We start from the raw sequence: 25153 nt of genomic DNA on the forward strand, positions 1-25153 counted from the left end.
TTGCAAATAAACAACATTTTTAGTCATAAAAAAACCTCTCCAATGGAGAGGTTTTGTATTTCAAAGTGGTTTTTTGCTAGAAAACGTATCCTACACCAAAACTACCTGAAGCGAAAGGATTAGCAACGTTTCCGTTTAAATCAAAGCCAAAGCTTGATACACTTTTAGCTCCTGGAGCATCTACTTTTGCAGTACTATAGCTCAATATATTTCTCAAAGCAAAATTTAAAACTACGCGCTGTGTAACGAAATAGTTCAAACCTAGACCGACACCTGCTGAAACGCCATTTGCTTTCACCTCAGCAGCTCCTATTCCTGCTTTAGAACTTCCGAAATCAACACCTGCATCTGCATACGTTTTAAATCTTTGTCCTAAATCTAAGAAATAGTAACGACCAAAAACACCCGCAGAAAAGTCAGTTCCTTTAGAAGTATCAACGCCAGCTGTTTCAGTTGTACTAGAACCAACACCAACTTGAGCTCCTACAGCGAACTTGTCTGTTAAAAAATAAGCCGCTTTTGGTGAGAAAATAAAAGAATTTGTCTTTACATCAGTATTGTTATTGTTTGTAGAGTTGAAACCTAAATTACCTTCAACCAAAACGTTTCCTTCTGTAAAACCATACTCTTTTGCACTACTGTCTTGTGCATTCGCGAACGTAATTGCCAATAATGCAATTGCAGATAAAATTACTTTTTTCATGTTATTATTTGTTTTTTTTCCCAAATTTAGATAATTAAACAAAGGTAAAAGACTACATTTTTTTTATTAAACACTTATTTAACATTAGGAAAATTACCTCACATTACTAAGTTATTTAAAATCAATAATTTCATTCAAAAACTTAAAAAAACCTTAACAAAATGATAACACAAAATATATACTTCAAAAATACACGTTACTGACTCTGTAATTCATAATCGGAATAGTAATATAATAAGAATATGACATAATTTGTATCTTCAGCAATTACATAACTTTTTTCCTTTCTTGTCTATAGTTCATATTGACACATAGTACCATTACTTTTGTCGTTATGAGTGTATAGTGAATATATAGAAATTTTATTAATAAATGGCATAAAAAAAACCTCTCGTAACGAGAGGTTTTACTTTAATTGTAGACGTATTTTGAAAGCTATTGTAAAATGATAGACATGTCTACACGTCTAGCATGCTGTGCTGATGAGCTTTTGTCTTCTCCTTTAAAAGAAGATAAAATTCTTGCAGCATCAATCCTATTGTTTACAAAAGCATTTTTAACTGCATCTGCTCTTCGCATAGAAAGTTGTTTGTTGTAAGCCGAATTTCCAACTGGGCTAGCCCAACCTTCTAACATAATGTTTGCCTCTGGATATTCGATCAAGATTTGAGTTAAATCTTGAATATATTTAAGGTACTCATCATTTAAAGTTTCTGAATTATTATCGAAATAAACTTGCTGCTTCAAATAAGTTTTATTGCTATTTGACGCGGCACCCACTGGAGCTTTATTTTCAGAAGCTTTAATTTTAGCTTGCAAATCATCCATTTGTCTCTTTACTTTTGACAATTGATTTTTCATTGCAGCTAAGCTATCATTAGCCATTCCATTTCCATTAAAATTACTTACTAATGGTTTAGCATTTCTCAAAGAGTCAATCTTTGCTTCTAATTCTTTTATCTTAGAATTATTACCTGGCACTATGGTCTGTGTACCCACAGTACCCTGAGTATAAGCAGGACTAGCACTAGATCCGCTAGGCAATACGAATGTTGAATTATTTCTACCTGCTCCTAGTGAGCTGTTGTTACCATAAGTAAGATTATCAATTCTTTGATTTAGATAATTTAATTCTCTTAACAACTGCTGGTTTGAAATAGAATTATTACTATAAGTATCAACTTGATTGGCTTGTTGGTATTTTAACCTTAAATCTGCCAAATCTTGCTTAACTTGTCTACTTTCTCTTTCTTGCAATTGAGTTCGTCTCGCCTCAGCAACCGTACTCAAAAATGAGTTCAGTTCTGCTTTTGTCATAACAATGGTACTTTTTTCTGAAGTCTCTTCGCTTTGCGCTAGAAGACTACCTGAAAATAAGATGCACATGCATGGTACCAGTATTTTCATTTTTACTACTATGCTTGATTTCATCATCTTATTAAAAGTTTAATTTATACCCTAAAGATATTTGGTGAATAGAGATAAAGTTGTGTGCTGTGTAATCTGCGTATAACTTACCTCCAAGTACATTAAAAGTTGTGCCTAAAATTACGTTTGGACTAAAAGTACTTTCTCCTACTGCGTCATTATATCCTAAACCCAATCCTACATATGGCTCACCAATGATTCCTTGATTTACTGCAAATGGCATAGCTACATTGGCATTAATACCAAATCCTGTGTCTTTACCTGGAGCAATATATAAGTCTGGCATAAATCTAAAGTTTGAATTAGTAAAATTATAATTTCCTCTAATACCTACGATCATAGACACATCCTCTGCAACAACTACACCTGTGAACAATGACATTCCTTCATTAACAACCAATCCAGTAACGACACCTTGCTTACTATTATCAGAGGTAACTTTTGTGTTACCATCACTATCAGTTTGCACTGTAGTTGGAGCTTGTTGCAAAGTTTGAGGTAATGCAGGTGATTGTTGACCAGAAGAGATTACAACTGTTTTATCTTGACTTTGGTTTTGTGTATCACCAAGGTTGTTGATTTTATCGCTATTGCGATCAACTTTGCTGTTAAGTTCATTCAACTTATCTAGAATTTTTTGAGAAGCATCATCTTGCACTGCAGGAGATAGGTTTTGTCTGTATGTTCCTGTATTAATCTCTAGCAATAATTTCTCTAGACGATCCATACGTTGGTCTGTTGTTTGTACTTTGCGAGAATCTTCATCAACACCTTGAATTACTTTGTCAATCATACTCTCTAATTCTTTCGGCGTCATTTCAACTCTAGACTCATTTACTCTTTTATCTTCGTTGTAAGATTTAGAATCTTTCATATCAGTTCTACGTTTCTCAACTTCGATTGATCTTTCAAGCTCTTTCTTCTCCTCAATAATTTCTACCGCTTTTTGCGTATCATTATTTTTGTAAGCTTTTGCTAATTCAGATTCAAGATCATCTATTCGGTCTTCATAAACTTTCGTTTCAGCTTTAACTTTTTGATCAATTTCATTTTGTAAAATTTGATCCGTATCGTCTGCTTTCTTTCCTAATTGGAAACGTATTCCGGCTGTATACAATACGTGTTGCTTCAATTCGTCTGGAGATACAGTATTTTGTAAATCATCATCAGCACGGTCAGATGTAAACATGAAACTAGCATCACCAAATAATTCAACATTTCTACCTACTGGAATGTTCAATCCTGCACCACCTTTTGCAAAGTATCCAGAAGAAGCACCCGTTAAATTATCTTTACCAACATAACTATCATTTACATTTAAGTATCCTCCACCAACAGTTAGGTAAGGTACTAGACCACGAGAAACATTTAGCTTAGCAATAAAATCACCACCATACATAGCTACATCATCAAAATCAAATGATAACTGCTCATTATTTGTTGCTCTGTAGTAATACCCTCTAATACCTACATATTGATTCAAATCAAATCCAACTTTACCTCCTAAAAGATAAGTATCTCTTAAATTAGTATCATTATCGAAATTAATATAAGCACCAGCAGGTTCAAAAATTAATTTAAAGCCTCCTAATCCTCCTGAATATTTATTACGATAAGCTCTGTCTAGTGGGCTCAATTCTTCTGGAGCACGACCACCTAAATAAAGTTGTAAACCTGCTAAAGCAGACCAGTTAGACATTCTTGAATTATTATCACTTCCTAACAAGCCTTCAAATTCACTTTGATTTGGCCCATCTTGATATAAGATAGAATTGGGATTTAAATTAAAGACCGTATTTTTAACCTCTAAATTTAAAAATAATCTTGTCCCTAGTTTAATTTGAGTTCCTAAACCTAAGTTTACATAAGTCTGTTCCGACTTCAACTCTGTTTGCGGAGCATCGTCTGCATTAATGTCAACAGTTAATTTTTGTACACCGGCACCTAATGTAAAATAAGGTACAAATGTTCCACGTGTTGGAATATTTGCCTTTATCTCTCCACCAAAACGCTCAATATCTACAGAACGTGCATTAAAATTATTGACAAAATCATCTGTAAAAATGTCAAAATTACTAACTGTATTCTTCAAGTCAGCCGATTTTTCATAAAGTCCTCTAAGCTCTACAGACTCTCCAAATCCAAATCCTAGTCTTCCACCATACATAACACCATCTTCGATCGCTGCGTTTTTGTCAAACCAGTTGTAACTTGCAGTTGGCTGCAATGTAACCGTTACATCTTTCATCTGAGCATTTGCGTCAATTCCAAGATATGCCAACGCGCAAATAGTAATAATTTTCTTCATGTTGTTGAATTTAATTTTTATTAAATATTTTTGTCTGTTTTTTATTATAGAAAAAATCATGTTCATTTATCAAAATGCTACCTATTAGTATGATTTTAGAGTGGTAAAATCTTGACATCAATTGTTAATGTTTTCTATAAATAAATTGTTCTACAAAAATAAGCTACAAGGGATTGTTGCATCTTACATAATTACTTTTGAATCTTACATAAGTTTAATGTGTGCTTGACAAATGCTTAATTCCAGGTTATTAAAAGTGAACTAAACCTTAATTATTCTAAAATAATAACATAATATTTAAAAAGTATCCAAATGGGGATTGTATAATATATTTGAATAATTACACAACAAATTTGCGATTTAAGAGTTTTACCTTGCATCGAAATTAACTTCAAATTTAAATTTATGAAAAAGACAATTCTATTCGCTGCATTATTACTTGGTACAACAATGATCTCTCAGGCACAATCGATTCGATTTGGTGTAAAAGGGGGTATCAACTATGCCAACCAAAACGGAACAGATATTACTTTAAATTCTGATAATTATGATACAGAAGAAGCAATAACAAGCTATCACGCTGGTTTAGTTGCTGAAGTTAAATTATTTGAAAACTTTGCTATTCAGCCTGAGCTTTTATACTCTACACAGGGAGCAACGTATAAAAACGCTACAGAAGAATTTAAAAATGAATTGGGATATATTTCGATTCCTGTTCTTGCAAAAATTTATTTAAATAACAGCCTTTCATTAGAAGTTGGTCCTCAAGCGTCGTTCCTATTAAGCGAGAGAAACAAATTTGACTACAAAGAATCTGAAACTTTTGAATTTGCTGGTGTAGTTGGTTTAGGATTAAACGTAACAAACAATTTATTTTTACAAGCTAGATACGGTCTAGGACTTACAGAAGCGAGTAAAGATGCACAAACAAAAAATTCAACATTTCAAATTTCTGCTGGAATTCTTTTCTAAGAAAATCCCAGACAAAATAATACAAAACCGTTCTTTAATTGGAACGGTTTTTTTATTTTTACAAAAATATCAAATATGAAAATTTGCATTATTAACGGGCCTAACTTAAACCTGCTAGGCAAAAGAGAACCAGAAATATATGGTAGCCTTACCTTTGAAGAATATTTTACTAGCTTACAAATTAAATACCCCAACGTAAGTTTTGTGTATTACCAAAGTAATATTGAAGGCGAATTAATAGACAAAATTCAAGAGTTTGGTTTTACATACGATGGCATTATCTTGAATGCAGGAGCCTATACACATACCTCAATCGGAATTGGAGATGCTGTAAAAGGAATTACTACTCCAGTCATTGAAGTACATATTTCTAACACTTTTTCTAGAGAAAGCTTTCGCCATCAATCCTATATTTCCGGAAATGCAAAAGGAGTAGTTTTAGGATTTGGATTAAAAAGTTATGATTTAGCCATCCAATCTTTTTTATAAGAAATAGCATAGTAGCAGAACGAGTTTGAATCCATTTTCTAGCTCGTTTTTTTGTACCTCATCCTGCTATCCGTTTTAGCCCTTTTTCAAAAGTATTTTTTACTAGGTCATTATAGGAGCTTCCGTTGGTCGCTCTATACTTCCCGTAAAAATAAACTTTTTCAGTCGGGGCTATCACTTCTATCAGGGGTATTAAATTGAGATAACACTACTTATTATTACAGCATTATCAGTATTTATTTCAGTTTAATTAAAATCTTTATCCTACAGACACCTCCAATAATCTTCATTACGATATGCCGTTTATAAATAAAATAGTAGCAAGCGTTTTTATTATATTATTCTTTGTTCAATGCAATTCGGTCAAGAGGTATAACGAACACTTGCAAGAACTCGTTACTGTTCAACAATTGCATTCAGATATTGACTACACCTATAAGAAGCTCCAACAATTACATCCTAATTTGTACGGATATGTTGATAAGAAAACTTTGGATTTCAAATTTGACAGTCTTAAAAAGACAATCACCATACCTTTAAAACCAGTTGATTTTTACAAAAAATTAAGCCCTATAGTTGCTAGCGTTCATCAAGGACATACGCAATTATACGGCCCCACTGTTGCATTTACAAAAAAAGAGACGAAAGAGCTACTAAAGAAAGGCCGAGGACCACTTTCTCAATTTGAATTTGACTACATTGATAATAAGTTGTACGTAACTAAAAACAAATCATCAAACAAATCCGTATTAGCTGGAACGGAAGTGCTCGCTATAAATGATATAAATCCAAGTGATTTAATTGCACAGTACACTAATTATTATAGTTCTGACGGGTACAATACAACTTTTAAAAAATTACAAGCAGCCAAACGGTTCCCGGGTTTTTTCACGATAGAAAATGGTATAAAAGATAGTTTAGAATATCAATTTAAATACAAAGATTCTATCTATTCTACAATTATAAGGAGAGCCGAAGCAGATACTACGAAGAAAGAGAAAACTAAAATTGTAAAAACTGAAAATCAAAAAGAAAATTTAAAAATTTTTAAGAAGAAGAAAAAAACAAATGGTTATAATGAAGAGGATAAAAATTTCAATCGCAATTTAGATTTTATGCAGCAAGATAGTAGTGTTGCTCTCATGAAAATTAGAAAATTTACAAATGGAAACTACAAACGGTTCTATAAACAAAGTTTTAAATCGCTTCAAGATCATAAAACAAAAACTTTAATTCTTGACTTACGTAACAACGGCGGCGGAAGGCTTAGCGAAATCACCTATCTCTATACTTACTTGTCCAAAACTAATTTTAGGTTCTTACAAAAAACAGAGGTAGTCTCTAGCAAAAGTTTGCTTAAAGGAGCTTACTGGAATGGAGGATCTATTCCAGTAAAAATTCTGAAAACAATCTTTGCTCCTTTTGCTTATACCTATTTATTACTCACAGTACACAAAGACGATAAAGGAAAAAATTATTACACAACCGAGACAAGACAACGCAGTTTAAAAAATAATGTGTTCAAAGGCGATATTTATGTACTTATCAACGGCGGTAGCTTTTCGGCATCAAGTCTTTTATCGTCAAATTTGAAGGGATCAAATAGAGCAACATTTGTAGGTGAGGAAACTGGCGGTGCTTACAATGGTACGGTAGCTGGTTTTATGCCCGTATATCGATTACCCAATTCGCATTTAAAAATTAGAATAGGTATTATGAATATGAAGCCTTATTATTTGACAACCATTGATGGATACGGTATTTTCCCTGATCAAGAAATTGATCCTACTTTAGAAGACCTACTTACTGGCAGAGATCCTGAGTTAGAGTGGATTTTGGAAGATACTAAAAACGACAATTAGCACCTTATCAAAACTTGTATACATTGTAGAATTTAATTTATTTTGCAGAAATATGCAGTCATTACATCTATACTTTTAAGAACTAGTTCCCCTAGAATAGTAAAGTAGTCTATAATGCTTTTTGTTGCGTAAAGGATGGAAGCGGCATCCTTTTTTGAGGCTTTTTCTGCCGAAAAAAAGATACAGCGTACAGCCTGACCCGCTCTCAAGACATCGGCATTTAGCGGGTTACGCCCAAAATAATTTGGCACTATTAATCTGGTTCAATATGAATCAAGATACTTCCAAGCTTTGGAATTTTTAATTTTAAATGGTCTTGCAATTTATGTGCTAGCTCATGCCCTTCTCTTACGGTAATTTCTGAGTTTACTCTTGCATGCAGATCCACATGATACACCATTCCTGCCTTGCGTATGAAGCATTTTTCGGTTCCCATAATGCCATCCACATCCTTAGCAATATCTCTAATTTCGATTACCAAATCATCATAAAAATGTTCATCCATAATCTCTCCTAGTGCAGGTCTAAAGATCATGTAACTATTATAAACTATGAATCCTGAGGCAAGCAATGCCGCCCAATCATCTGCCGCTTCATAACCTTTACCTAAAATTACAGCAATTGAAATTCCGATAAATGCTGCTATCGATGTGATAGCATCGCTACGGTGGTGCCAAGCATCTGCCTTTAATGACGAACTATTTATTTGTATGGCCTTTTTCATGACCAATCGAAAAGAATATTCTTTCCAGATGATGATGATTCCCAAAACAATTAAAGTCCACGGTTTTGGTAATTGGTGTGGCGTATTAATATTGATAATGCTCTCATATGCAATTACGACCGCAGATGCAATAAGAAAACCGACTACCAAGAAAGTAATTAATGGTTCTGCTCTCCCGTGTCCATAAGGATGGTTGTCATCTGCTGGTCTACTAGCATATTTGATCCCTAGCAAAACTAAAAAAGATGCAAAAATATCTGTGGTAGATTCTATAGCATCTGCAATTAGGGCATAGGAATTTCCGAAAACACCTGCCAGTCCCTTGAGGATAGACAATATTGTATTTCCTATAATACTGAAGTAAGTAGCTTGTATGGCTTGGGTTTGGTTTGACATCTATATTCAAAAAAAAATCGTTTAAATAACCTCTTTGAAATTCATAAAGATTATTTAAACGATTGTATACTCTATTAATTTTATTATTCTTCTCTAATAATGTTTGCTCCAATGGCTCTCAATCTTTCGTCTATATTTTCATATCCACGATCGATTTGTTCGATATTTTGAATTGTACTAGTTCCTTTTGCAGAAAGTGCAGCAATTAATAAAGAGATTCCAGCTCTAATATCTGGCGACGACATTGTTGTTGCCTTAAGAGTAGATTTGAAGTCATGTCCCATAACCACTGCTCTATGCGGATCACACAACATAATTTTTGCCCCCATATCAATTAGTTTGTCGACAAAGAAAAGACGGCTTTCAAACATTTTTTGGTGTATCAAAACATCTCCTTTGGCTTGTGTTGCAACAACGAGAATGATACTCAATAAATCGGGTGTAAATCCTGGCCATGGTGCATCTGCAATGGTAAGAATAGAACCGTCAATATCTGTTTTTACTTCATACCCATCTACATGCGACGGAATGTAAATATCATCTCCTCTACGCTCGATAGTAATTCCTAATTTTCTAAAGGTGTTCGGAATTAAACCTAAATTATCCCAGCTTACATTTTTGATGGTAATTTCGCTTCTTGTCATGGCAGCAAGTCCAATCCAAGAACCAATTTCGATCATATCTGGTAAAATTCTGTGGGTACATCCTCCCAAACTTTCGACACCTTCGATAGTCAATAAGTTTGAACCTACTCCAGTAATCTTCGCTCCCATTGAGTTCAACATTTTACAAAGCTGCTGCAAGTAAGGCTCACAAGCTGCATTATAAATTGTTGTTTTCCCTTTTGCTAGAACACCAGCCATTACAATATTTGCAGTTCCTGTTACCGATGCTTCGTCTAATAACATATCTGTTCCTACCAAACCATCTGTAGCCTCTACACCATAAAAATGATCTTCTCTATTGTAACGGAATTTTGCTCCTAGGTTGATAAAACCTTCAAAGTGTGTATCCAATCTTCTTCTACCAATTTTATCTCCTCCTGGTTTAGGAATATAACCTTTACCAAAACGAGCCAATAATGGTCCAACAATCATAATCGAACCTCTTAACGCTCCACCTTCTTTTTTGAAAGCTTCCGTTTCTAGGTAACCAACATTTACTTCATCAGCTTGAAAATCATAAGAACCATGACCATTCTTGTGAATTTTAACTCCTAAATTCCCTAAGAGTTTTATCAATTTATTGATATCAATAATATCAGGAATATTGTTTATCGTTACTTTTTCTGAAGTTAACAAAACAGCACATAATATTTGCAATGCTTCATTTTTTGCTCCTTGTGGCGTAATTTCACCTTTTAGACGAATGCCTCCTTCAATTTTGAATACTCCCATTGTAGTATGAGTTAAATTTATTGTTTTGTTTTTAGTTCTATTATCACATCAAAAATGACAAGATCACGCTCTTATTTTTGATTATTGTTGTTGTTTTTGGTATAGCTCTTTTTTATATTTTGATTCTTTTTATTTACTTGAATCTTTGGAGCTGTACTTGTACTTATTTTATTTGAAATCCTCTTGTTGGTACGCAACAAATCTGTTGTATTAATCAACTCTTCATCACTTTGCGTCAAGTTTAATTTACCATCGGATAACTCATATAAATGTTCAAAAATTACATCGTCTTTTACGGTGTCTTTGTTCCAACTCAAATACGATTTCTTCATGTGATTGGCAATTACCTTTACTAAGGCACTTTTCATATCACCGTCTTCCCATTTATTGGCTACATCAATCATGTATTTGATATTATTACCATAATACCTGTACTTTGGGTAGTTTTGAGGATATTCTAAAATATCGGGTCTCAATTGCAAAACCTCTCTAGAAGGTATTGGATATGGTGATTCTACATCCAATTTAAAATCGGACATAATAAACAATTGATCCCATAATTTATGCTGAAAATCCAATACATCACGTAAATGAGGATTTAGAGTTCCCATTACTTGAATTATATATTTTGCTGCTTTATTGCGCTCCTCCACATCTTCTATAGCCGTTGCTTGGTCTATTAATTTTTGTAGATGACGACCATATTCTGGAATGATCAAATGCGTTCTCTCTGCATTGTACTCTAAATGGTACACTACATCATTAGCATTCTCTTTTTGGTATTTTGAATTCATAAGTGAATTGTATTTTGAATCTAAGCGCGAGCTTTAATTGGTATAATCAGATAATTTTGTAGCGCAACCCAATATGTTATTTCGCAATTTACAGTGAAATAATCCCCTCAATTGTAGATAATTCGATGTATTTTTCAATGATTTCTTGAGGGTTCTTCATTTGTACATCTACAGAAACGCTAGTAAATTTAGCTGTTTTCGATTGTTTCGTTTTGATTACTGCTCCCATACAGTCAAATGCATCTTCAATTTGTTTGATTTTGCTAGCATCTGTAGGAACGATAAATTTGAATAAGTATAAGTCAGGCCAAGAATTACTTCTTTCTAGCTCTGCTTTTAATCTTTCATAGAATTCTTCCGTGTTATTATCCATCCTCGTTTTATAAATAAAAGCAAATATACGTTTTCAAATGGTAAATAATGACTATGAGATATGATTTTTTGTCAAAACAACAATAATTAGGCACCTCATTATTTTTAAAATACCAAATAGTTTCCTTAATTTTGAACCTTATTTCAAAACTGTGCAAAAAAACATCATCTTACTCATAGGAGGACCTGGAACAGGGAAATCATCCATTCTTAACGAATTGAAAGACAAAGGCTTTTGTTGTTATCCCGAAATTTCGAGAGAAATAACTTTGGAAGCTCAAAAAAACGGAATTGACCAACTCTTTTTAGAACAACCTCTTCTTTTTAGTCAGCTGCTACTAGAAGGACGTCAAAAACAACATCAAGAAGCTACTCAAGAAGCAGATAAAACTGTTTTTATAGATCGCGGTCTGCCTGATATTCTTGCTTATATGCATTTTGCCAAACAAGATTACCCAGAACATTTCACGACGTCTTGCCAAGATCATAGGTATACCAAAATTTTTATGTTGGCACCATGGGAAGAAATTTATGTAATTGACGATGCCCGCTATGAAACTTATGAGCAGGCACTAGATGTGCACCAACATATTGTAGACACTTATAAAAGTTTTGGCTACGACCCTATTGAAGTTCCTAGAGATACAATAGAAAATCGTACTGCTTATATTTTAAATGCGATTCAAAACGAACTTTAATACATTTCGGATATGTCTGAAGCATTAGAAATTCTTAAAAAATATTGGAAACACGATAATTTCAGACCGCTTCAAAATGATATCATCGATACTGTTTTAAGCGGAAAAGATGCTTTTGCTTTACTACCGACTGGTGGTGGAAAATCAATTTGTTTTCAGGTTCCCGCCATGATAAACAAAGGAATGTGTTTGGTTGTTTCTCCACTTGTTGCTTTGATGAAGGACCAAGTGGCCAATTTGCAAAGTCGCGATATTAAAGCGATTGCGTTGACAGGGGGAATCAAATCAAACGAAATGATAGATCTCCTTGACAATTGCCAGTTTGGAAATTATAAATTTTTATACCTTTCTCCTGAGCGTTTGCAATCTGATTGGATTATGGAGCGCATCAAGAATCTCGATATAAATTTAATCGCTATCGACGAAGCACATTGTGTATCCCAATGGGGACATGACTTTAGACCTGCTTATTTAAAAATTTCGAAACTAAAAACCCACTTCCCTACTGTTCCTTTTTTGGCATTAACGGCATCTGCAACTCCACGCGTGAGAGAAGATATTATCAATGATTTGGCATTGGAAAAACCTGTTTTATACCAACAGTCTTTTTCGAGAAAAAACATTGCTTACATGGTTTTTGAAGCAGAGGACAAACTTTTTAAGATTGAACAAATTTTAAAGAAAAACCCGCAGCCTTCTATTATTTATGTTCGAAATAGAAAATCATGTTTGGAAATTTCCTCTCATTTACAATCATTAGGATTTAAGTCCACTTTTTATCATGGAGGACTTACTACAAAAGTAAAGGACAAAAACATGCAACTGTGGATGGAGGAGAAAGCGCAAGTAATAGTCGCTACCAATGCGTTTGGAATGGGGATCGACAAAGCAAATGTAAAAACTGTCATACACATACAGCTCCCTGAGAACATGGAGAATTACTATCAAGAAGCAGGTAGAGCAGGTCGAAATGGAGAGAAAGCTTTTGCTGTGCTGCTCTCAAGCCCATCGGACAGTATTCAAGCAGAGAATCAATTTGTAAAAAATTTGGCAGACAAAGATTTCTTGAACGCTGTCTATCGCAAATTAAACACCTATTTTCAAATAGCATATGGCGAAGGAATTGATGAGAAGTTCAGCTTTAATCTAAATCACTTTTGCATCAAATATAATTTTCCCGTTCTTAAAACCTATAATGCTATCCAATTTCTAGACCGCCAAGGAATTTTGACGATGACTCAAGAATTCTCGGCAAAGATAAGCTTACAGTTTATCATTACATCCAAGGAAGTACTGCGTTATTTGAGTTTAAATCCACATGATGAAGAAATTATGCTTGCCATTTTACGCACCTATCCGGGCGTATACGAAATGGAAACAGCGTTTAACAGCGCATTGATTGCCAAAAAATCAAATAAAACTGAAAAGCAAGTATTGAATGTTCTCGATAAACTGCATGAAAAGCAAATAATTGATTTTCATTCGAAAAATAATGATGCCTCCTTAACATTTAACGAAATTAGAGAGGATGAACGCACTATAAGCCGCGTTTCGAAATACCTGGAAAAGCAAAACGACTTAAAAAGGGCACAATTAAAATCGGTTTTGCATTATGTAAAGGAAGACAACACTTGCAAGAGCAAATTAATTTTAGCTTATTTTGGTGAAAAAGATTCTGATAACTGTGGTATCTGCTCTTATTGCATCGCCAAAAAACCAAAATCAAAAGACTTAAAATCTCTTTCGAATAAAATCATTGCACTTTTAGAGAATGAAGAATTATCCTCAAGAGATTTGCAAAACAGACTAAATACTAGCTCGGACACTCTTATCTTTGTATTACAAGAACTGCTAGCCAATGAGCAAATAGCCGTACAAGCAAACAATACCTATATCTTAAAATCATAATGGAAAAATTACGAATTGTCTTTATGGGAACTCCTGAATTTGCAGTAGGGATCCTTGATACTATTATACAAAACAACTATACCGTGGTGGGCGTTATTACAGCCGCAGATAAACCTGCTGGCCGCGGACAAAAAATAAAATATTCTGCTGTAAAAGAATATGCTTTAAAACATGATCTTAAATTGTTACAGCCCACCAATTTGAAAGACGAGGTATTTTTATCCGAATTAAAGAGTCTTGATGCTAACCTACAAATGGTAGTCGCTTTTAGAATGTTGCCAAAAGTAGTTTGGGAGATGCCCGCTTTCGGTACCTTTAATCTACATGCTTCACTCCTACCTAATTATCGTGGTGCTGCACCCATAAACTGGGCTATTATTAATGGCGAACAAAAAACGGGAGTAACAACCTTTTTTATTGATGACAAAATCGATACCGGAGCGATGATTATCAATGCAGAAACTACCATAGATCCAAATGAGAATGCAGGTCAACTGCACGACCGTTTGATGCACATAGGTAGTACAACTGTAATCGATACTTTAGCTTTGATCGAAAAAGGAAATGTAACAACTACCATACAAGAAGATTCTACTGAAACAAAAACAGCTTATAAACTGAATAAAGAAAATTGCAAGATAGATTGGTCCAAACCGGCAAGAGCCATACACGATCACATTAGAGGATTAAGTCCTTATCCCGCAGCATGGAGTATATTATCTGACAAAAATGAAGAGTGGAATGTAAAAATTTATGAGTCCAATTTAATTGAAGAGGCGCATGAATTGAAAACTGGCAGCATTATTTGTACTAAAAAATCAATAAGGGTCGCTGTCAAAGGCGGTTACATAGAGATCGTAAGCTTGCAATTCCCTGGAAAGAAGCGAATGTCTAGCGCAGACCTTCTTAACGGAATAAGCTTTTCAGGTGAAGCAAGAGCCTTATAACCCGCAAAAACACTGAACACTACACCTTTCCCAATAAAAACAAGCTTATTTATAAACAAAAAAGTTAAGTTATTAACAAATGGCTCTGAAATTATCCAAAACGCTTGCATGCTAGGTATTTCCTGCTAAATTTGTATAGAAAGAATTCATTAACCAACAATTAATAACTTCATATTATGAACAAGTCAGAATTAATCGATGCTATCGCTGCAGACGCAGGAATTACTAAAGCAGCTGCAAAATTAGCTTTAGAATCATTTTTAGGTAACGTAAGTGGTACGTTAAAAAAAGGAGGTAAAGTATCTCTAGTAGGTTTTGGATCATGGTCAGTATCAGCGAGAGCTGCAAGAGATGGAAGAAATCCTCAAACAGGAAAAACTATCCAAATTGCTGCTAAAAATGTTGTAAAATTTAAAGCTGGTGCAGAATTAGAAGGAGCTGTAAACTAATCAAGTTTTCACACTTATAGAAACAAAACCTTCCGTATGGAGGGTTTTTTTTTTACATTTAGATAAGAAAATTTGGTTTTTTTTTATTTTTTTTCTTAAATTTAATAAAAAATTACAGTAATATGATTTCAGAAAAATTAATAAAAGGACAACTACTTATATCTGAGCCTTCTATAATTGGAGATTTATCATTCAATAGATCTGTAATATTATTAGCAGATCACGACAAAGAAGGATCAGTAGGATTTATCATCAATAAACCGCTGAAATATACAATTAATGACCTTGTACCAGATATTGACTCCAAATTTAAGATTTACAATGGTGGTCCAGTAGAGCAAGACAATCTGTATTTCATCCACAACATTCCAGAATTAATTCCAAATAGTGTCGAAATTTCAAATGGTATTTATTGGGGAGGCGATTTTGAATCTGCCAAGCATTTAATTAACCAAGGAACCATCACAAAAGAAAACATTCGTTTTTTTCTTGGATATTCAGGCTGGCATGAAAACCAATTGGAAACAGAAATGAATGCAAATTCATGGATTGTTACTCGAAATATCTATAAAAATAAGATCATTGGTAAATCTTCTACACATTTTTGGAAAGATCAAATCAAAGAATTAGGTGGTGATTACCTAATTTGGTCTAATGCACCTGAAAACCCTTATTTGAATTAAAGTATCACTTCTAAAAACAAAAGGTCAAACAGAATTATTTTGATAATTGCTGTTTCACCTTTGTATGTTATAATTCTCTATTCTCAGAAATGCAATTAGTATTACTTCACTCTAACTTTGCTTATTTTACCACATAGTTCGGCAAAATTTGCTCATTCAATCTTTCTACCAATTCATTGGCCAAATCAGAATTAAAATTCTTCTTCCTATATTTTGTGATTGGCTGAATTCCTTTAATGACATTTGTAATAAATATTTCATCTGCCTTTTGAAGATCAAATGGTGAAATAACTTCTTCTACCATTTCTATAGTAGCAGTTTTTTTCGCTAATGCTAGTATTTGCTTGCGCATAACACCGTTTAAACAGCCTTCTGAAACTGGTGGCGTGATTAACTTAGTCCCAATACGCATAAAGATATTTCCCTGTATTGCTTCAACAACATTTTTACTATCATTTAATAGCAGACAATTGTCTAATGCATTTTCGAAAGCAAAAATACTAGCCGTCGTATTAAGGATTCTGTTGGTTGTTTTAATCGAAGACAGTAATTGTTTCGTAATGTAAAAATCTTTGAACAGATCTACTTCATATGCATCTGAACTTACACTATATTGTTGTTGCTCTAGAGCCGTTGCATGAATTAAATAAGAAACATCATTTGTAGTTGGTAAATAATAACCTCCATCATTTCGATAAACGGTTATTCTCACTCTCGCCGAATCTAGAATATTGTTTGCATCTGCAACGGAAAGCAACAATTCCTCTAAATATTCCATGGTAAAATTCATCGGAATCTCCATACGCACGACACGCATAGATGACATTAATCGAAAATAATGATCTTCTAAAAAGAGAATGCTTCCCTTTACTATTTTTACTGTTTCAAAAACTGCATCTCCGTATAAAAAACCGCGGTTTTGCGTTAAGATATTGGCATCATCTGCCACCATTGTACCATTAAAATTAATCATAAAAAAAGCCCTGAATTTTGTTCAGGGCAAATATAAGTTATAATATACTATTATACTAGACAGAACCTAGTAGATGTTTTAAATCAGAGATTTGATTTTCCCATAGTAACTTTGCTTCATCAATTTCGTCTTCCTCAGCAAAATCTACTACCATAAGAGAAACATCTTTAGTCAACTCATCAACCAAAATATGAATTTCAAAAAAAGTATCAGTGTCTTTATTGTTGTCATCAACCCACTTGAACTTCACTTTTTCTCCTGATTTCTTAGATGCCAATCTTGCTTTTTCTTCTGAATCATTCCAGATAAACGTAAAATACTCACCACGAGAATTCACATTGTCTGCAAACCACTCAGACAAACCAGAAGGCGTCGAGATATATTGGTACAATAACTGTGGAGATGAATTAATTGGAAACTCAATTTCGTAACGTACTTTCTGATCCATGAGGTAATTTAATTTTTTTCGAATATATACATTATATGTTCGAAAAAAAAACGTTTTCAAAAATATTTTTTTTTCTTCACTTTTTGCTTGTGTGCTTTAATAAAAGTTTTATATTTGCACCCGCAACGAACAACAGCCGATCGTTGCATTTTGGCGAGGTAGCTCAGTCGGTTAGAGCGCAGGATTCATAACCCTGAGGTCACGAGTTCAAATCTCGTTCTCGCTACAAAAACAAACCCTTAATCATCAATTGATTAAGGGTTTTTTATTGGTGTAAAGTCTGCTTGGAATTTGAAATATTCTAAGTTTTGAAAATAAACGTACTAGCTGAATGGGTCACGAGTTTATTCGCCGCGTTAAAATTGCTACAAAAACAAATCCTTAATTATCAATTGACTGAGGGTGATTAATCGGAATAAAGTTTTAACGAATTACCGATATTTCAGTCATGTAAATATTTATAATTGCCTCGACGGACAAGAATTCACCAACCTCAGCGAACTCGCTAAGAAATTAAAATTCTAAAAATTAATGATTAGGGAAAACAATCCTTTTTCTATGCCTAAACTTTTAATGCTTTTTTAAACGTACACGATTTGCCTATGAAATCTAATTATTCTGGACCTTATATTTACACTAGAAATGTGGATATAAAAAGATGGTCTACTCTGTCCAAATTAGAAACAGAAGAAGCTTTATAGAAAGAATGGAATCTTGATGAGATTCACAGGACATCAAATTATTAAAATCTTAGAAAACACCTTTTTGATATTGATGCGAAGCTAACCGATGATTATTCGAGTTTACTGCGATAAAATCCCATATCATGATTTGGTTTTTATGCCCTCTATCATCATCTATACATTTTATTCGAAATAAAATCCGTAAATACGTATTACCGTAATGTTATTCATATAATTTTCATTATTATTGTTTTCGAAAGAATTTTAGTGCTTTCACAGCCATTAAAGAAGAAATTTACCTGTAAATTAATATCTTTAGTGCTGATTAATCGGCTAATGTAATTAAATGCTTAACCAAAATCCCGAACAAATAGCACGTGATAACATTGACAAGCAGATCATTGCTTGTGGATGGGTTATTCAAGACAAGAAGAGATTCAATCTTGCGGCTGGCTTGGGTGTTGCTATTCGGGAATATCAAACGGATATTGGACCAGCTGATTACGTTTTATTTATAGATAAAAAACCTATTGGTATAATCGAAGCCAAACGGGAAGAAGAAGGTTTACGGTTAACAACTGTTGAAGAACAGTCTTCGCAATATGCCAATGCTAAACTGCGTTTATTAAATAACGACCCTTTGCCTTTTGTGTATGAAAGTACAGGTGAGGTGACTCGTTTTACGGATTATAGAGACCCTAAACCACGCTCTAGAAATGTATTTACCTTTCACCGTCCAGAAACTTTTTTACAATGGTTGAGCCAAAACGAAACATTACGTGCTCGTTTGCATCATTTACCGACTTTACCTGAGGATGGTTTGCGAGATTGTCAAGTAACAGCCATTACTAATGTAGAAAAATCGTTTAAAGACCAACGACCAAAAGCCTTGATACAAATGGCAACAGGTTCTGGAAAAACCTTTACGGCAATTACTTTTATCTACCGCCTGCTTAAATATGCCAAAGCCAAACGTATTTTATTTTTGGTAGACACCAAAAACTTAGGTGAACAAGCCGAAAGTGAATTTCGTGCTTTTACCGCCAATGAAGACAATAGATTATTTACCGAATTATATGGGGTTACCCGTTTAAACAGTTCGTTTATTCCTAATGATTCCCAAGTTTATATTAGTACCATTCAAAGGATGTATTCTATATTAAAAGAAACAGACTTGGATGAAAGTGCCGAAGAAGAAAACCCAAATGAAAGTCAATTTATTCCAAAAGACCCCGTTCCAGTTGGGTACAATGAAAAAGTGCCGATTGAGTTTTTTGATTTTGTAGTTATTGACGAATGTCATCGTAGTATTTACAATCTTTGGAAACAAGTATTGGATTATTTTGATGTGTTTCAAATTGGATTGACGGCAACTCCTGACAACCGAACCTTTGGTTATTTTAATCAAAATCTAGTTTGTGATTACGGTTATGAAAAAGCCGTTATTGATGGGGTTCTTGTTCCTTATAATGTATTTACCATTGAAACCGAAATCACCAAAAACGGTAGCGTGATTAAAATGGGGGAAAAAGTAGACAAACGAGAACGATTGACCCGAAAAAAGTTTTGGGAAGCGCTCGATGAAGACGAAGTTTATAGTGGTAAAAAGTTGGATAGCGATATTGTCAACCCTAGTACAATTCGAACGATTATCAAAGCTACCAAAGATAATTTACCCGCTATGTTTCCTGATCGTTTTGCAGGGACTTGTCGGGACTTGTCGGACTTTGAAGTTCCAAAGATGTTGATTTTTGCCAAAACCGATAGCCATGCTGAAGACATTATTGATATTGTTCGCGAGGAATTTGGCGAAGAAAATAAATTTTGCAAAAAAATAACCTATCGTTCTGAGGAAGACCCCAAAAGCGTTTTGCAACAATTTCGAAATGATTACTACCCACGTATTGCGGTAACGGTAGATATGATTGCCACTGGAACAGACATCAGACCTTTGGAAATATTGTTGTTCATGCGTGACGTAAAAAGTCGCAGCTACTATGAACAAATGAAAGGACGTGGTACACGCACCTGCTCTGTTGAGGAATTGAAAGCCAAAGGAACGCCGACCGCCAAATTCAGCAAAGACCATTTTGTGATTATTGATGCTATTGGCGTGGAGCAATCTCAAAAAACAGATAGCCGACCTTTGGAAAAAGCACCAGGCGTTTCTCTAAAAGATGTAATTACAAGCGTGGCTATGGGTAACACCTCCGAAGAGATGTTGAGTACGCTTGCCAACCGTTTGATTCGCTTAGAGAAACAGCTGCAAGACAAACATAAAATAGAATTCACCGAAAAAGCCAATGATTTAACCATCAACCAAGTGGTGAAAAAGTTATTAAACGCTCATGATCCAGATATTGTTGAAAGTCATACCACAAAAGTCAAAGGAGAAATGCGTGGTTTCCCTCCAATTGAAATTGAAAAAGCGATTGAAAAAGCAACCCAACAAATGATTGATGATGCTGTAGCGGTTTTTAACAATCCCGACCTACGTGATTTTGTGATTGATATTCGTAAAAAACTGGATCAAATTATAGATGTTGTCAATATTGATACGATTACCAATATTGGCTGGGTAAAAGACCACGATGTGGCAAGTTCCGCAATACTAGAAGATTTTAAAACGTGGATCGAAAACCACAAAGACGAAATCACGGCTTTGCAAATTTTCTATGCCCAAGACTACCGCCACCGTACTTTTACCTACAAAATGATAAAAGACCTAAGCGAAAAACTAAAAACCGAGAAACCATTATTAGCCCCCTTAGCCGTTTGGCGTGCTTATGAACAATTAGAAAAAACAAATGGTTCGACCAAAAGTGAACTGATTGCCTTGGTTTCCCTAATACGCCGTGTGGTGGGAATTGATGCTACTTTAACTAGCTACGACAAAACGGTAGACAAAAATTTCCAAGATTGGGTGTTCAAGAAACAAGCGGGAAATTTGAAATTTAGCGAACCTCAAATGCAATGGTTGCGGATGATGAAAGACTATGTAGCCAATAGTTTCTGTATAGACCGTGACGATTTTGACCTAAGCCCTTTTAATGCCGAAGGCGGTTTGAGTAAAATGTGGCAGTTGTTTGGCGAAGAAACAGATGCGATTATTAATGAATTAAATGCGGTTTTAGCTGCTTAAAAAAGTATAATGATGAAGTTAGAAAAACCAACTGCCAAGATAAAATTTGGGATCGATTATTTTATTCAAGAACAATGTGATGTGCTAAATATGACCAATGTTTCATTCTTAGATAAATTAGCTATTTCAAATGAACAGTATCATACAATCATAGAAAGTAAAGAAGTAATAACAGAAGAATTTGCTACAAAATTAGCTACGCTTTTTACAACTTCTACCCATTACTGGATAAATATTGATCAGAATTACAAAGATTGGCTTAAAAAAAGAATTGATAATTGCTTAACTAATTAAAAATGGCAAATACCTATCATCAACTATACGTTCAAGCAGTTTTTGCAGTCAAATACCGTGATGCGGTAATAAACAAAGAATGGAAAACAACTCTCATGGGAGTTATTGGAACTTTAATAAATGAAACAGGTTGTAAAACCATAATTGTCAACGGAGTTGAAGACCACGTACATTGTTTAATAGGATTAAAACCAGTAGTTTCAATATCTGAATTGATGAAAACAGTAAAAGCAAAATCATCTAAATATATAAACGACCATAATTTAACAAAAAACAGATTTGAATGGCAAGAAGGATATGGCGTGTTTTCATATAGTCATTCCCAAATTGATAATGTGTATAAATACATTGTGAATCAAGAAAACCACCATAAAAAACAATCATTTAAAGAAGAATATTTAGCTTTTTTGAATAAGTTTGAAGTCCCTTATGATGAAAGGTATATTTTTGAGGATTTAAAATGAGTATTTGATTTTAGCTTTATGCTAATGACTTTAATACTAAACAAAATGCACCGAGCCTACGGCTCTTTTTTGATGATGGATTTTCGATATTCCAACTGGACTAAAGTCCAGCCCTACAAGATGTTCCGAGCCGATGGCTCTTATTTATACTGAAAAAATCCTTTAGGCATGAAACATTTTGTAACAGCGTCCCGAAGCATCGGGATTAATTCGTTGAAAATAGATAAACTAAAAGGAAGCCCAGTATTAGAAAATAAACCGAGCCAATGGCTGATAAACACAATGAATAAATCCCGTAGGGATGAACCATTTTGTAACAACGGATTTTAATCCGTTGAAAATAGATAAACTAAAAATAAAGTTCCGTAGGAACGATACATATAAGATAATAAATTTTAAAATAAGGACTAGGTTTTATTTGACAGCATACTATTTTTTTAATACAAAATTAGCCGTAAACCCCAGTATTATTGAGATTTCTTATTTGACGGTTATTTGACTATAACCCAAACTTATTAACAATTTGACTTTAATGACACATAATAAATTACCGAAGGATTGGAAATTGTTCAATTTAATAGAAATAATGAACAATCATGACGGAAAAAGAAAACCAATTAGTAAAGTAGTTAGATCAAAAAGAAAGGGAGAATATAGATATTATGGCGCAACTGAAATTGTAGACTATATTGATGATTATCTATTTGACGGTGAATATCTCTTAATAGGCGAAGATGGTGCAAATTTATTAACCAAGAATAAGGATTTAGCTTTTATTGTGTCAGGTAAGTTTTGGGTAAACAATCATGCCCATGTTTTATCATCAAAAGAAATTACAACAAATAAATATGTTTGTAATTATTTTAATTCACTAAATATATCACAGTTTGTAACAGGTACAGCGCAACCAAAACTTACTCAAGGAAATTTAAATAAAATTAAAATTCCTCTCCCCCCACTAGAAACCCAACACGTTATAGTCTCCAAAATAGAAGAACTATTTAGCGAGTTAGACAAAGGCATCGAGGATTTAAAAACCGCGCAACTGCAACTCAAAACCTATAGACAAAGTGTGTTGAAATATGCTTTTGAAGGGAAGTTGACGAATGAGAATGTGAAGGATGGAGTTTTGCCGAAGGGGTGGGAAATAGTTACTATTGGAGATGTGTGTCATAATGTTGAATATGGATCAGGAACTAAATCAAAAAAAGAAGGTAAAATTCCTGTTCTAAGAATGGGAAACATCCAAAATGGAATATTTGATTGGAGTGATTTAGTTTATTCGGATGATGACTTAGAAATTGAAAAGTACTTATTAAAAAAAAATGATGTGCTCTTTAATAGAACAAATAGCGCTGAATTAGTTGGTAAAACTGCAATTTACAAAGGAGAAAGACCTGCAATATTTGCTGGATATTTAATTAGATTAAACAGAAAAGAGGAACTGATTGATTCAGCATTTATCACATATTATTTAAATTCTAAAGAAGCTAAAAAATATGGAAATTCGGTTAGGAGTTTTGGTGTTAATCAATCAAATATAAATGGTACAAAATTAAAAAGCTATCCATTATCACTACCACCAATCAAAGAACAACACCAAATCGTTCAAGAAATCGAAAGCCGTTTGAGTGTTGCGGATAAAATGGAGGAAAGTATTGTGCAAAGTTTGCTACAAGCAGAGTCGTTGAGACAGAGTATATTGAAAAAGTCGTTTAGTGGGGAGTTGGTTTAAAGTAAAAAAACAAAATTATGATAGATAAAATGATTCGTTGCAAAAACATTGATAATATCAATAAAATAGAAAGTATTCGAGATTGGTTTTATGAGTGTCCTCCCAAAGCGAACTTAAAGCATTGGAGAGATGGACGAAGTGCAAAAGAAACAGCTAAACATTGGTTGCATACAATACCACAACCTTTTAAAGATATACTTAAAGCGCAACAACTAAAATATAAATTTTGTTTTCCTGAATATGAATCAGATTTGACTCCTATCGAAATGGTAGAAATCATGATTTATTGTTATTGGCTGAAGATAAAGATTTGAATAAAATTGTTATTTCAATTGAATCAAAAGTTGATGAGTCATTTGGAGAAACAGTATCAAAACAAATAGCTGCGGCAGAAAAAAAGAAATTAGAAAAACCAACCTCAAAAGCAGTTAACAGAATTAATGAATTGAGAATTGTTCTTTTTGGAGAATTAAATGATAATCAACTTGATTTAAGATATCAATTGCTAACTGCTGTAGCGGGTACAATAGCCGAAGCTAAAAAGCAAGGAGCAAAATCTGCTTATTTCTTAGTTCAAACCTTTATTGAAAAAGTAAATAATAAACATATAAAGAATCAAGATGATTTAAATAAATTTTTGAGTGTTTTTACTAAAGGAAAAGATGCTAATATTGAAAATAATGAGCTATTAGGACCTTTTAAAATAGAAACTAATAATGAGTATTTATCCAGTGACATTGATTTGTGGATTGGAAAATATGAGATTGAGATATAAATCTATGGAATATACATTTGAAAAATATGATTTAAAACTCATTGATAATGAAGACAACACTTGCAAAACAGCATTATTACCAAATAATGGAATTGCACTACTAAAAGAACGCCGTAAACTATATATTATTCATTTTGAAAATGATTTTTTATATGTTGGAGAAGCATATACTTCAATTAAAACTAGATTTCAGAGAGGATGCACTTCTTTTAATTATTTCATAAGGAATAAAAAGACTCGTGGCGGTTATAAAGGTTACAAATGGTTAGACAAAGTAAATAATCTAAAACGAAATTTGACTGTTAGCGTCGTTGTCTTTAATGAAGAATATGATTCTAAAAGACATTTCATAGAAGCTATTGAAGGAGAATTGGTTTATTTAATTCGCCAAAAGTCTGGCTATTGGCCAAAGTTTCAGAATGAGATTCATTTTAGTAATTGTGATGGAGCAAAGGAGATTGCAGAAGATATAAGGAAAAAGGTTTTTAATAATGAGTTGGTTTAAAAAT

General features: G+C 33.6%; 24 protein-coding genes and 1 tRNA gene. 16 read left to right on the forward strand and 9 right to left on the reverse strand.

Going from position 1 to position 25153, the window contains the following annotated elements; all coding sequences use genetic code 11:
- Positions 1–76: 76 nt before the first annotated feature.
- From LXH21_RS01470 to LXH21_RS01480, 3 genes are all read right to left on the reverse strand, one after another.
- Complete coding sequence (locus tag LXH21_RS01470; RefSeq protein WP_239862101.1) at positions 77–703, reverse strand: outer membrane beta-barrel protein; 627 nt, start codon at positions 701–703, stop codon at positions 77–79.
- Positions 704–1138: 435 nt separating this feature from the next.
- Entirely contained in the window at positions 1139–2137 is a 999-nt protein-coding gene (locus LXH21_RS01475) for an OmpA family protein (protein WP_239862103.1), read from the reverse strand.
- A gap of 4 nt (positions 2138–2141) precedes the next feature.
- The gene (locus tag LXH21_RS01480; RefSeq protein WP_239862105.1) at positions 2142–4439 is read right to left on the reverse strand and encodes an outer membrane beta-barrel protein; all 2298 of its coding nucleotides are present in this window, start codon (positions 4437–4439) and stop codon (positions 2142–2144) included.
- 405 nt (positions 4440–4844) lie between these two features.
- Here LXH21_RS01480 and LXH21_RS01485 point away from each other — a divergent pair, with 405 nt between their 5' ends.
- The 3 genes from LXH21_RS01485 (at position 4845) to LXH21_RS01495 (ending at position 7762) form a co-directional block, all read left to right on the forward strand.
- Positions 4845–5411 (forward strand): porin family protein, encoded by a 567-nt coding sequence (locus LXH21_RS01485; protein ID WP_239862107.1) that lies wholly within the window; start codon positions 4845–4847, stop codon positions 5409–5411.
- Between the two features lie 75 nt (positions 5412–5486).
- On the forward strand, positions 5487–5900 hold the full coding sequence (locus LXH21_RS01490; protein ID WP_239862109.1) for a type II 3-dehydroquinate dehydratase: 414 nt from the start codon (positions 5487–5489) through the stop codon (positions 5898–5900).
- Positions 5901–6196: 296 nt separating this feature from the next.
- Positions 6197–7762, forward strand: a complete 1566-nt coding sequence (locus tag LXH21_RS01495) for a S41 family peptidase (RefSeq protein ID WP_239862112.1) — start codon at positions 6197–6199, stop codon at positions 7760–7762.
- A gap of 253 nt (positions 7763–8015) precedes the next feature.
- On the opposite strand, the gene LXH21_RS01500 is transcribed toward LXH21_RS01495, so the two are convergent.
- The 4 genes from LXH21_RS01500 to LXH21_RS01515 all read right to left on the reverse strand — a co-directional run bounded on the left by LXH21_RS01500 (position 8016) and on the right by LXH21_RS01515 (position 11446).
- Positions 8016–8882 carry a cation diffusion facilitator family transporter gene (locus LXH21_RS01500; RefSeq protein ID WP_239862114.1) on the reverse strand — a complete coding sequence of 289 codons (867 nt, stop codon included), beginning with the start codon at positions 8880–8882 and terminating at the stop codon, positions 8016–8018.
- Between the two features lie 83 nt (positions 8883–8965).
- Complete coding sequence (gene murA / locus LXH21_RS01505) at positions 8966–10279, reverse strand: UDP-N-acetylglucosamine 1-carboxyvinyltransferase (RefSeq protein ID WP_239862115.1); 1314 nt, start codon at positions 10277–10279, stop codon at positions 8966–8968.
- A 71-nt stretch (positions 10280–10350) separates the two neighbouring features.
- Positions 10351–11073, reverse strand: a complete 723-nt coding sequence (locus LXH21_RS01510; protein WP_239862117.1) for a DUF4290 domain-containing protein — start codon at positions 11071–11073, stop codon at positions 10351–10353.
- Between the two features lie 88 nt (positions 11074–11161).
- The gene (locus LXH21_RS01515; protein WP_239862119.1) at positions 11162–11446 is read right to left on the reverse strand and encodes a DUF493 family protein; all 285 of its coding nucleotides are present in this window, start codon (positions 11444–11446) and stop codon (positions 11162–11164) included.
- Positions 11447–11597: 151 nt separating this feature from the next.
- Here LXH21_RS01515 and LXH21_RS01520 point away from each other — a divergent pair, with 151 nt between their 5' ends.
- From LXH21_RS01520 to LXH21_RS01540, 5 genes are all read left to right on the forward strand, one after another.
- Positions 11598–12143 carry an AAA family ATPase gene (locus tag LXH21_RS01520; RefSeq protein ID WP_239862121.1) on the forward strand — a complete coding sequence of 182 codons (546 nt, stop codon included), beginning with the start codon at positions 11598–11600 and terminating at the stop codon, positions 12141–12143.
- A 12-nt stretch (positions 12144–12155) separates the two neighbouring features.
- On the forward strand, positions 12156–14051 hold the full coding sequence (locus tag LXH21_RS01525; protein WP_239862123.1) for a RecQ family ATP-dependent DNA helicase: 1896 nt from the start codon (positions 12156–12158) through the stop codon (positions 14049–14051).
- Positions 14051–14998, forward strand: a complete 948-nt coding sequence (gene fmt / locus LXH21_RS01530) for a methionyl-tRNA formyltransferase (RefSeq protein WP_239862125.1) — start codon at positions 14051–14053, stop codon at positions 14996–14998. The genes LXH21_RS01525 and fmt overlap by 1 nt, the downstream gene beginning before the upstream one ends.
- Before the next feature lie 176 nt (positions 14999–15174).
- Positions 15175–15447, forward strand: coding sequence for an HU family DNA-binding protein (locus LXH21_RS01535; RefSeq protein ID WP_239862127.1), 273 nt, complete (start codon positions 15175–15177; stop codon positions 15445–15447).
- A 122-nt stretch (positions 15448–15569) separates the two neighbouring features.
- Positions 15570–16130: a YqgE/AlgH family protein gene (locus tag LXH21_RS01540; RefSeq protein WP_239862129.1), complete on the forward strand. Its 561-nt coding sequence runs from the start codon at positions 15570–15572 to the stop codon at positions 16128–16130.
- A 121-nt stretch (positions 16131–16251) separates the two neighbouring features.
- Here the strand turns inward: LXH21_RS01540 and LXH21_RS01545 are convergent, their stop codons facing one another.
- Together LXH21_RS01545 and LXH21_RS01550 are read right to left on the reverse strand one after the other, a co-directional pair.
- The gene (locus LXH21_RS01545) at positions 16252–17103 is read right to left on the reverse strand and encodes an aminotransferase class IV (RefSeq protein ID WP_239862131.1); all 852 of its coding nucleotides are present in this window, start codon (positions 17101–17103) and stop codon (positions 16252–16254) included.
- Positions 17104–17158: 55 nt separating this feature from the next.
- Positions 17159–17551, reverse strand: a complete 393-nt coding sequence (locus LXH21_RS01550; RefSeq protein WP_239862133.1) for an START-like domain-containing protein — start codon at positions 17549–17551, stop codon at positions 17159–17161.
- Between the two features lie 152 nt (positions 17552–17703).
- On the opposite strand from LXH21_RS01550, the gene LXH21_RS01555 reads away from it, so the two are divergent.
- The 8 genes from LXH21_RS01555 to LXH21_RS01590 all read left to right on the forward strand — a co-directional run bounded on the left by LXH21_RS01555 (position 17704) and on the right by LXH21_RS01590 (position 25149).
- Positions 17704–17777, forward strand: a tRNA-Met gene (locus LXH21_RS01555).
- Positions 17778–18580: 803 nt separating this feature from the next.
- The gene (locus tag LXH21_RS01560) at positions 18581–21376 is read left to right on the forward strand and encodes a type I restriction endonuclease subunit R (protein ID WP_239862135.1); all 2796 of its coding nucleotides are present in this window, start codon (positions 18581–18583) and stop codon (positions 21374–21376) included.
- Between the two features lie 9 nt (positions 21377–21385).
- On the forward strand, positions 21386–21670 hold the full coding sequence (locus tag LXH21_RS01565; protein WP_239862137.1) for a hypothetical protein: 285 nt from the start codon (positions 21386–21388) through the stop codon (positions 21668–21670).
- A gap of 2 nt (positions 21671–21672) precedes the next feature.
- Entirely contained in the window at positions 21673–22134 is a 462-nt protein-coding gene (gene tnpA, locus LXH21_RS01570) for an IS200/IS605 family transposase (protein ID WP_239862139.1), read from the forward strand.
- A 532-nt stretch (positions 22135–22666) separates the two neighbouring features.
- On the forward strand, positions 22667–23869 hold the full coding sequence (locus tag LXH21_RS01575; protein ID WP_239862141.1) for a restriction endonuclease subunit S: 1203 nt from the start codon (positions 22667–22669) through the stop codon (positions 23867–23869).
- 17 nt (positions 23870–23886) lie between these two features.
- On the forward strand, positions 23887–24183 hold the full coding sequence (locus LXH21_RS01580; protein ID WP_239862142.1) for a DUF6946 family protein: 297 nt from the start codon (positions 23887–23889) through the stop codon (positions 24181–24183).
- On the forward strand, positions 24162–24644 hold the full coding sequence (locus LXH21_RS01585; RefSeq protein ID WP_239862144.1) for a DUF6946 family protein: 483 nt from the start codon (positions 24162–24164) through the stop codon (positions 24642–24644). Before LXH21_RS01580 ends, LXH21_RS01585 begins: the two co-directional genes overlap by 22 nt.
- 4 nt (positions 24645–24648) lie before the next feature.
- On the forward strand, positions 24649–25149 hold the full coding sequence (locus LXH21_RS01590) for a hypothetical protein (RefSeq protein ID WP_239862145.1): 501 nt from the start codon (positions 24649–24651) through the stop codon (positions 25147–25149).
- The last annotated feature ends 4 nt before the right edge of the window (positions 25150–25153 follow it).

It is taken from the genome of Flavobacterium algicola (assembly GCF_022399565.1).
Lineage (GTDB): Bacteria > Bacteroidota > Bacteroidia > Flavobacteriales > Flavobacteriaceae > Flavobacterium > Flavobacterium algicola.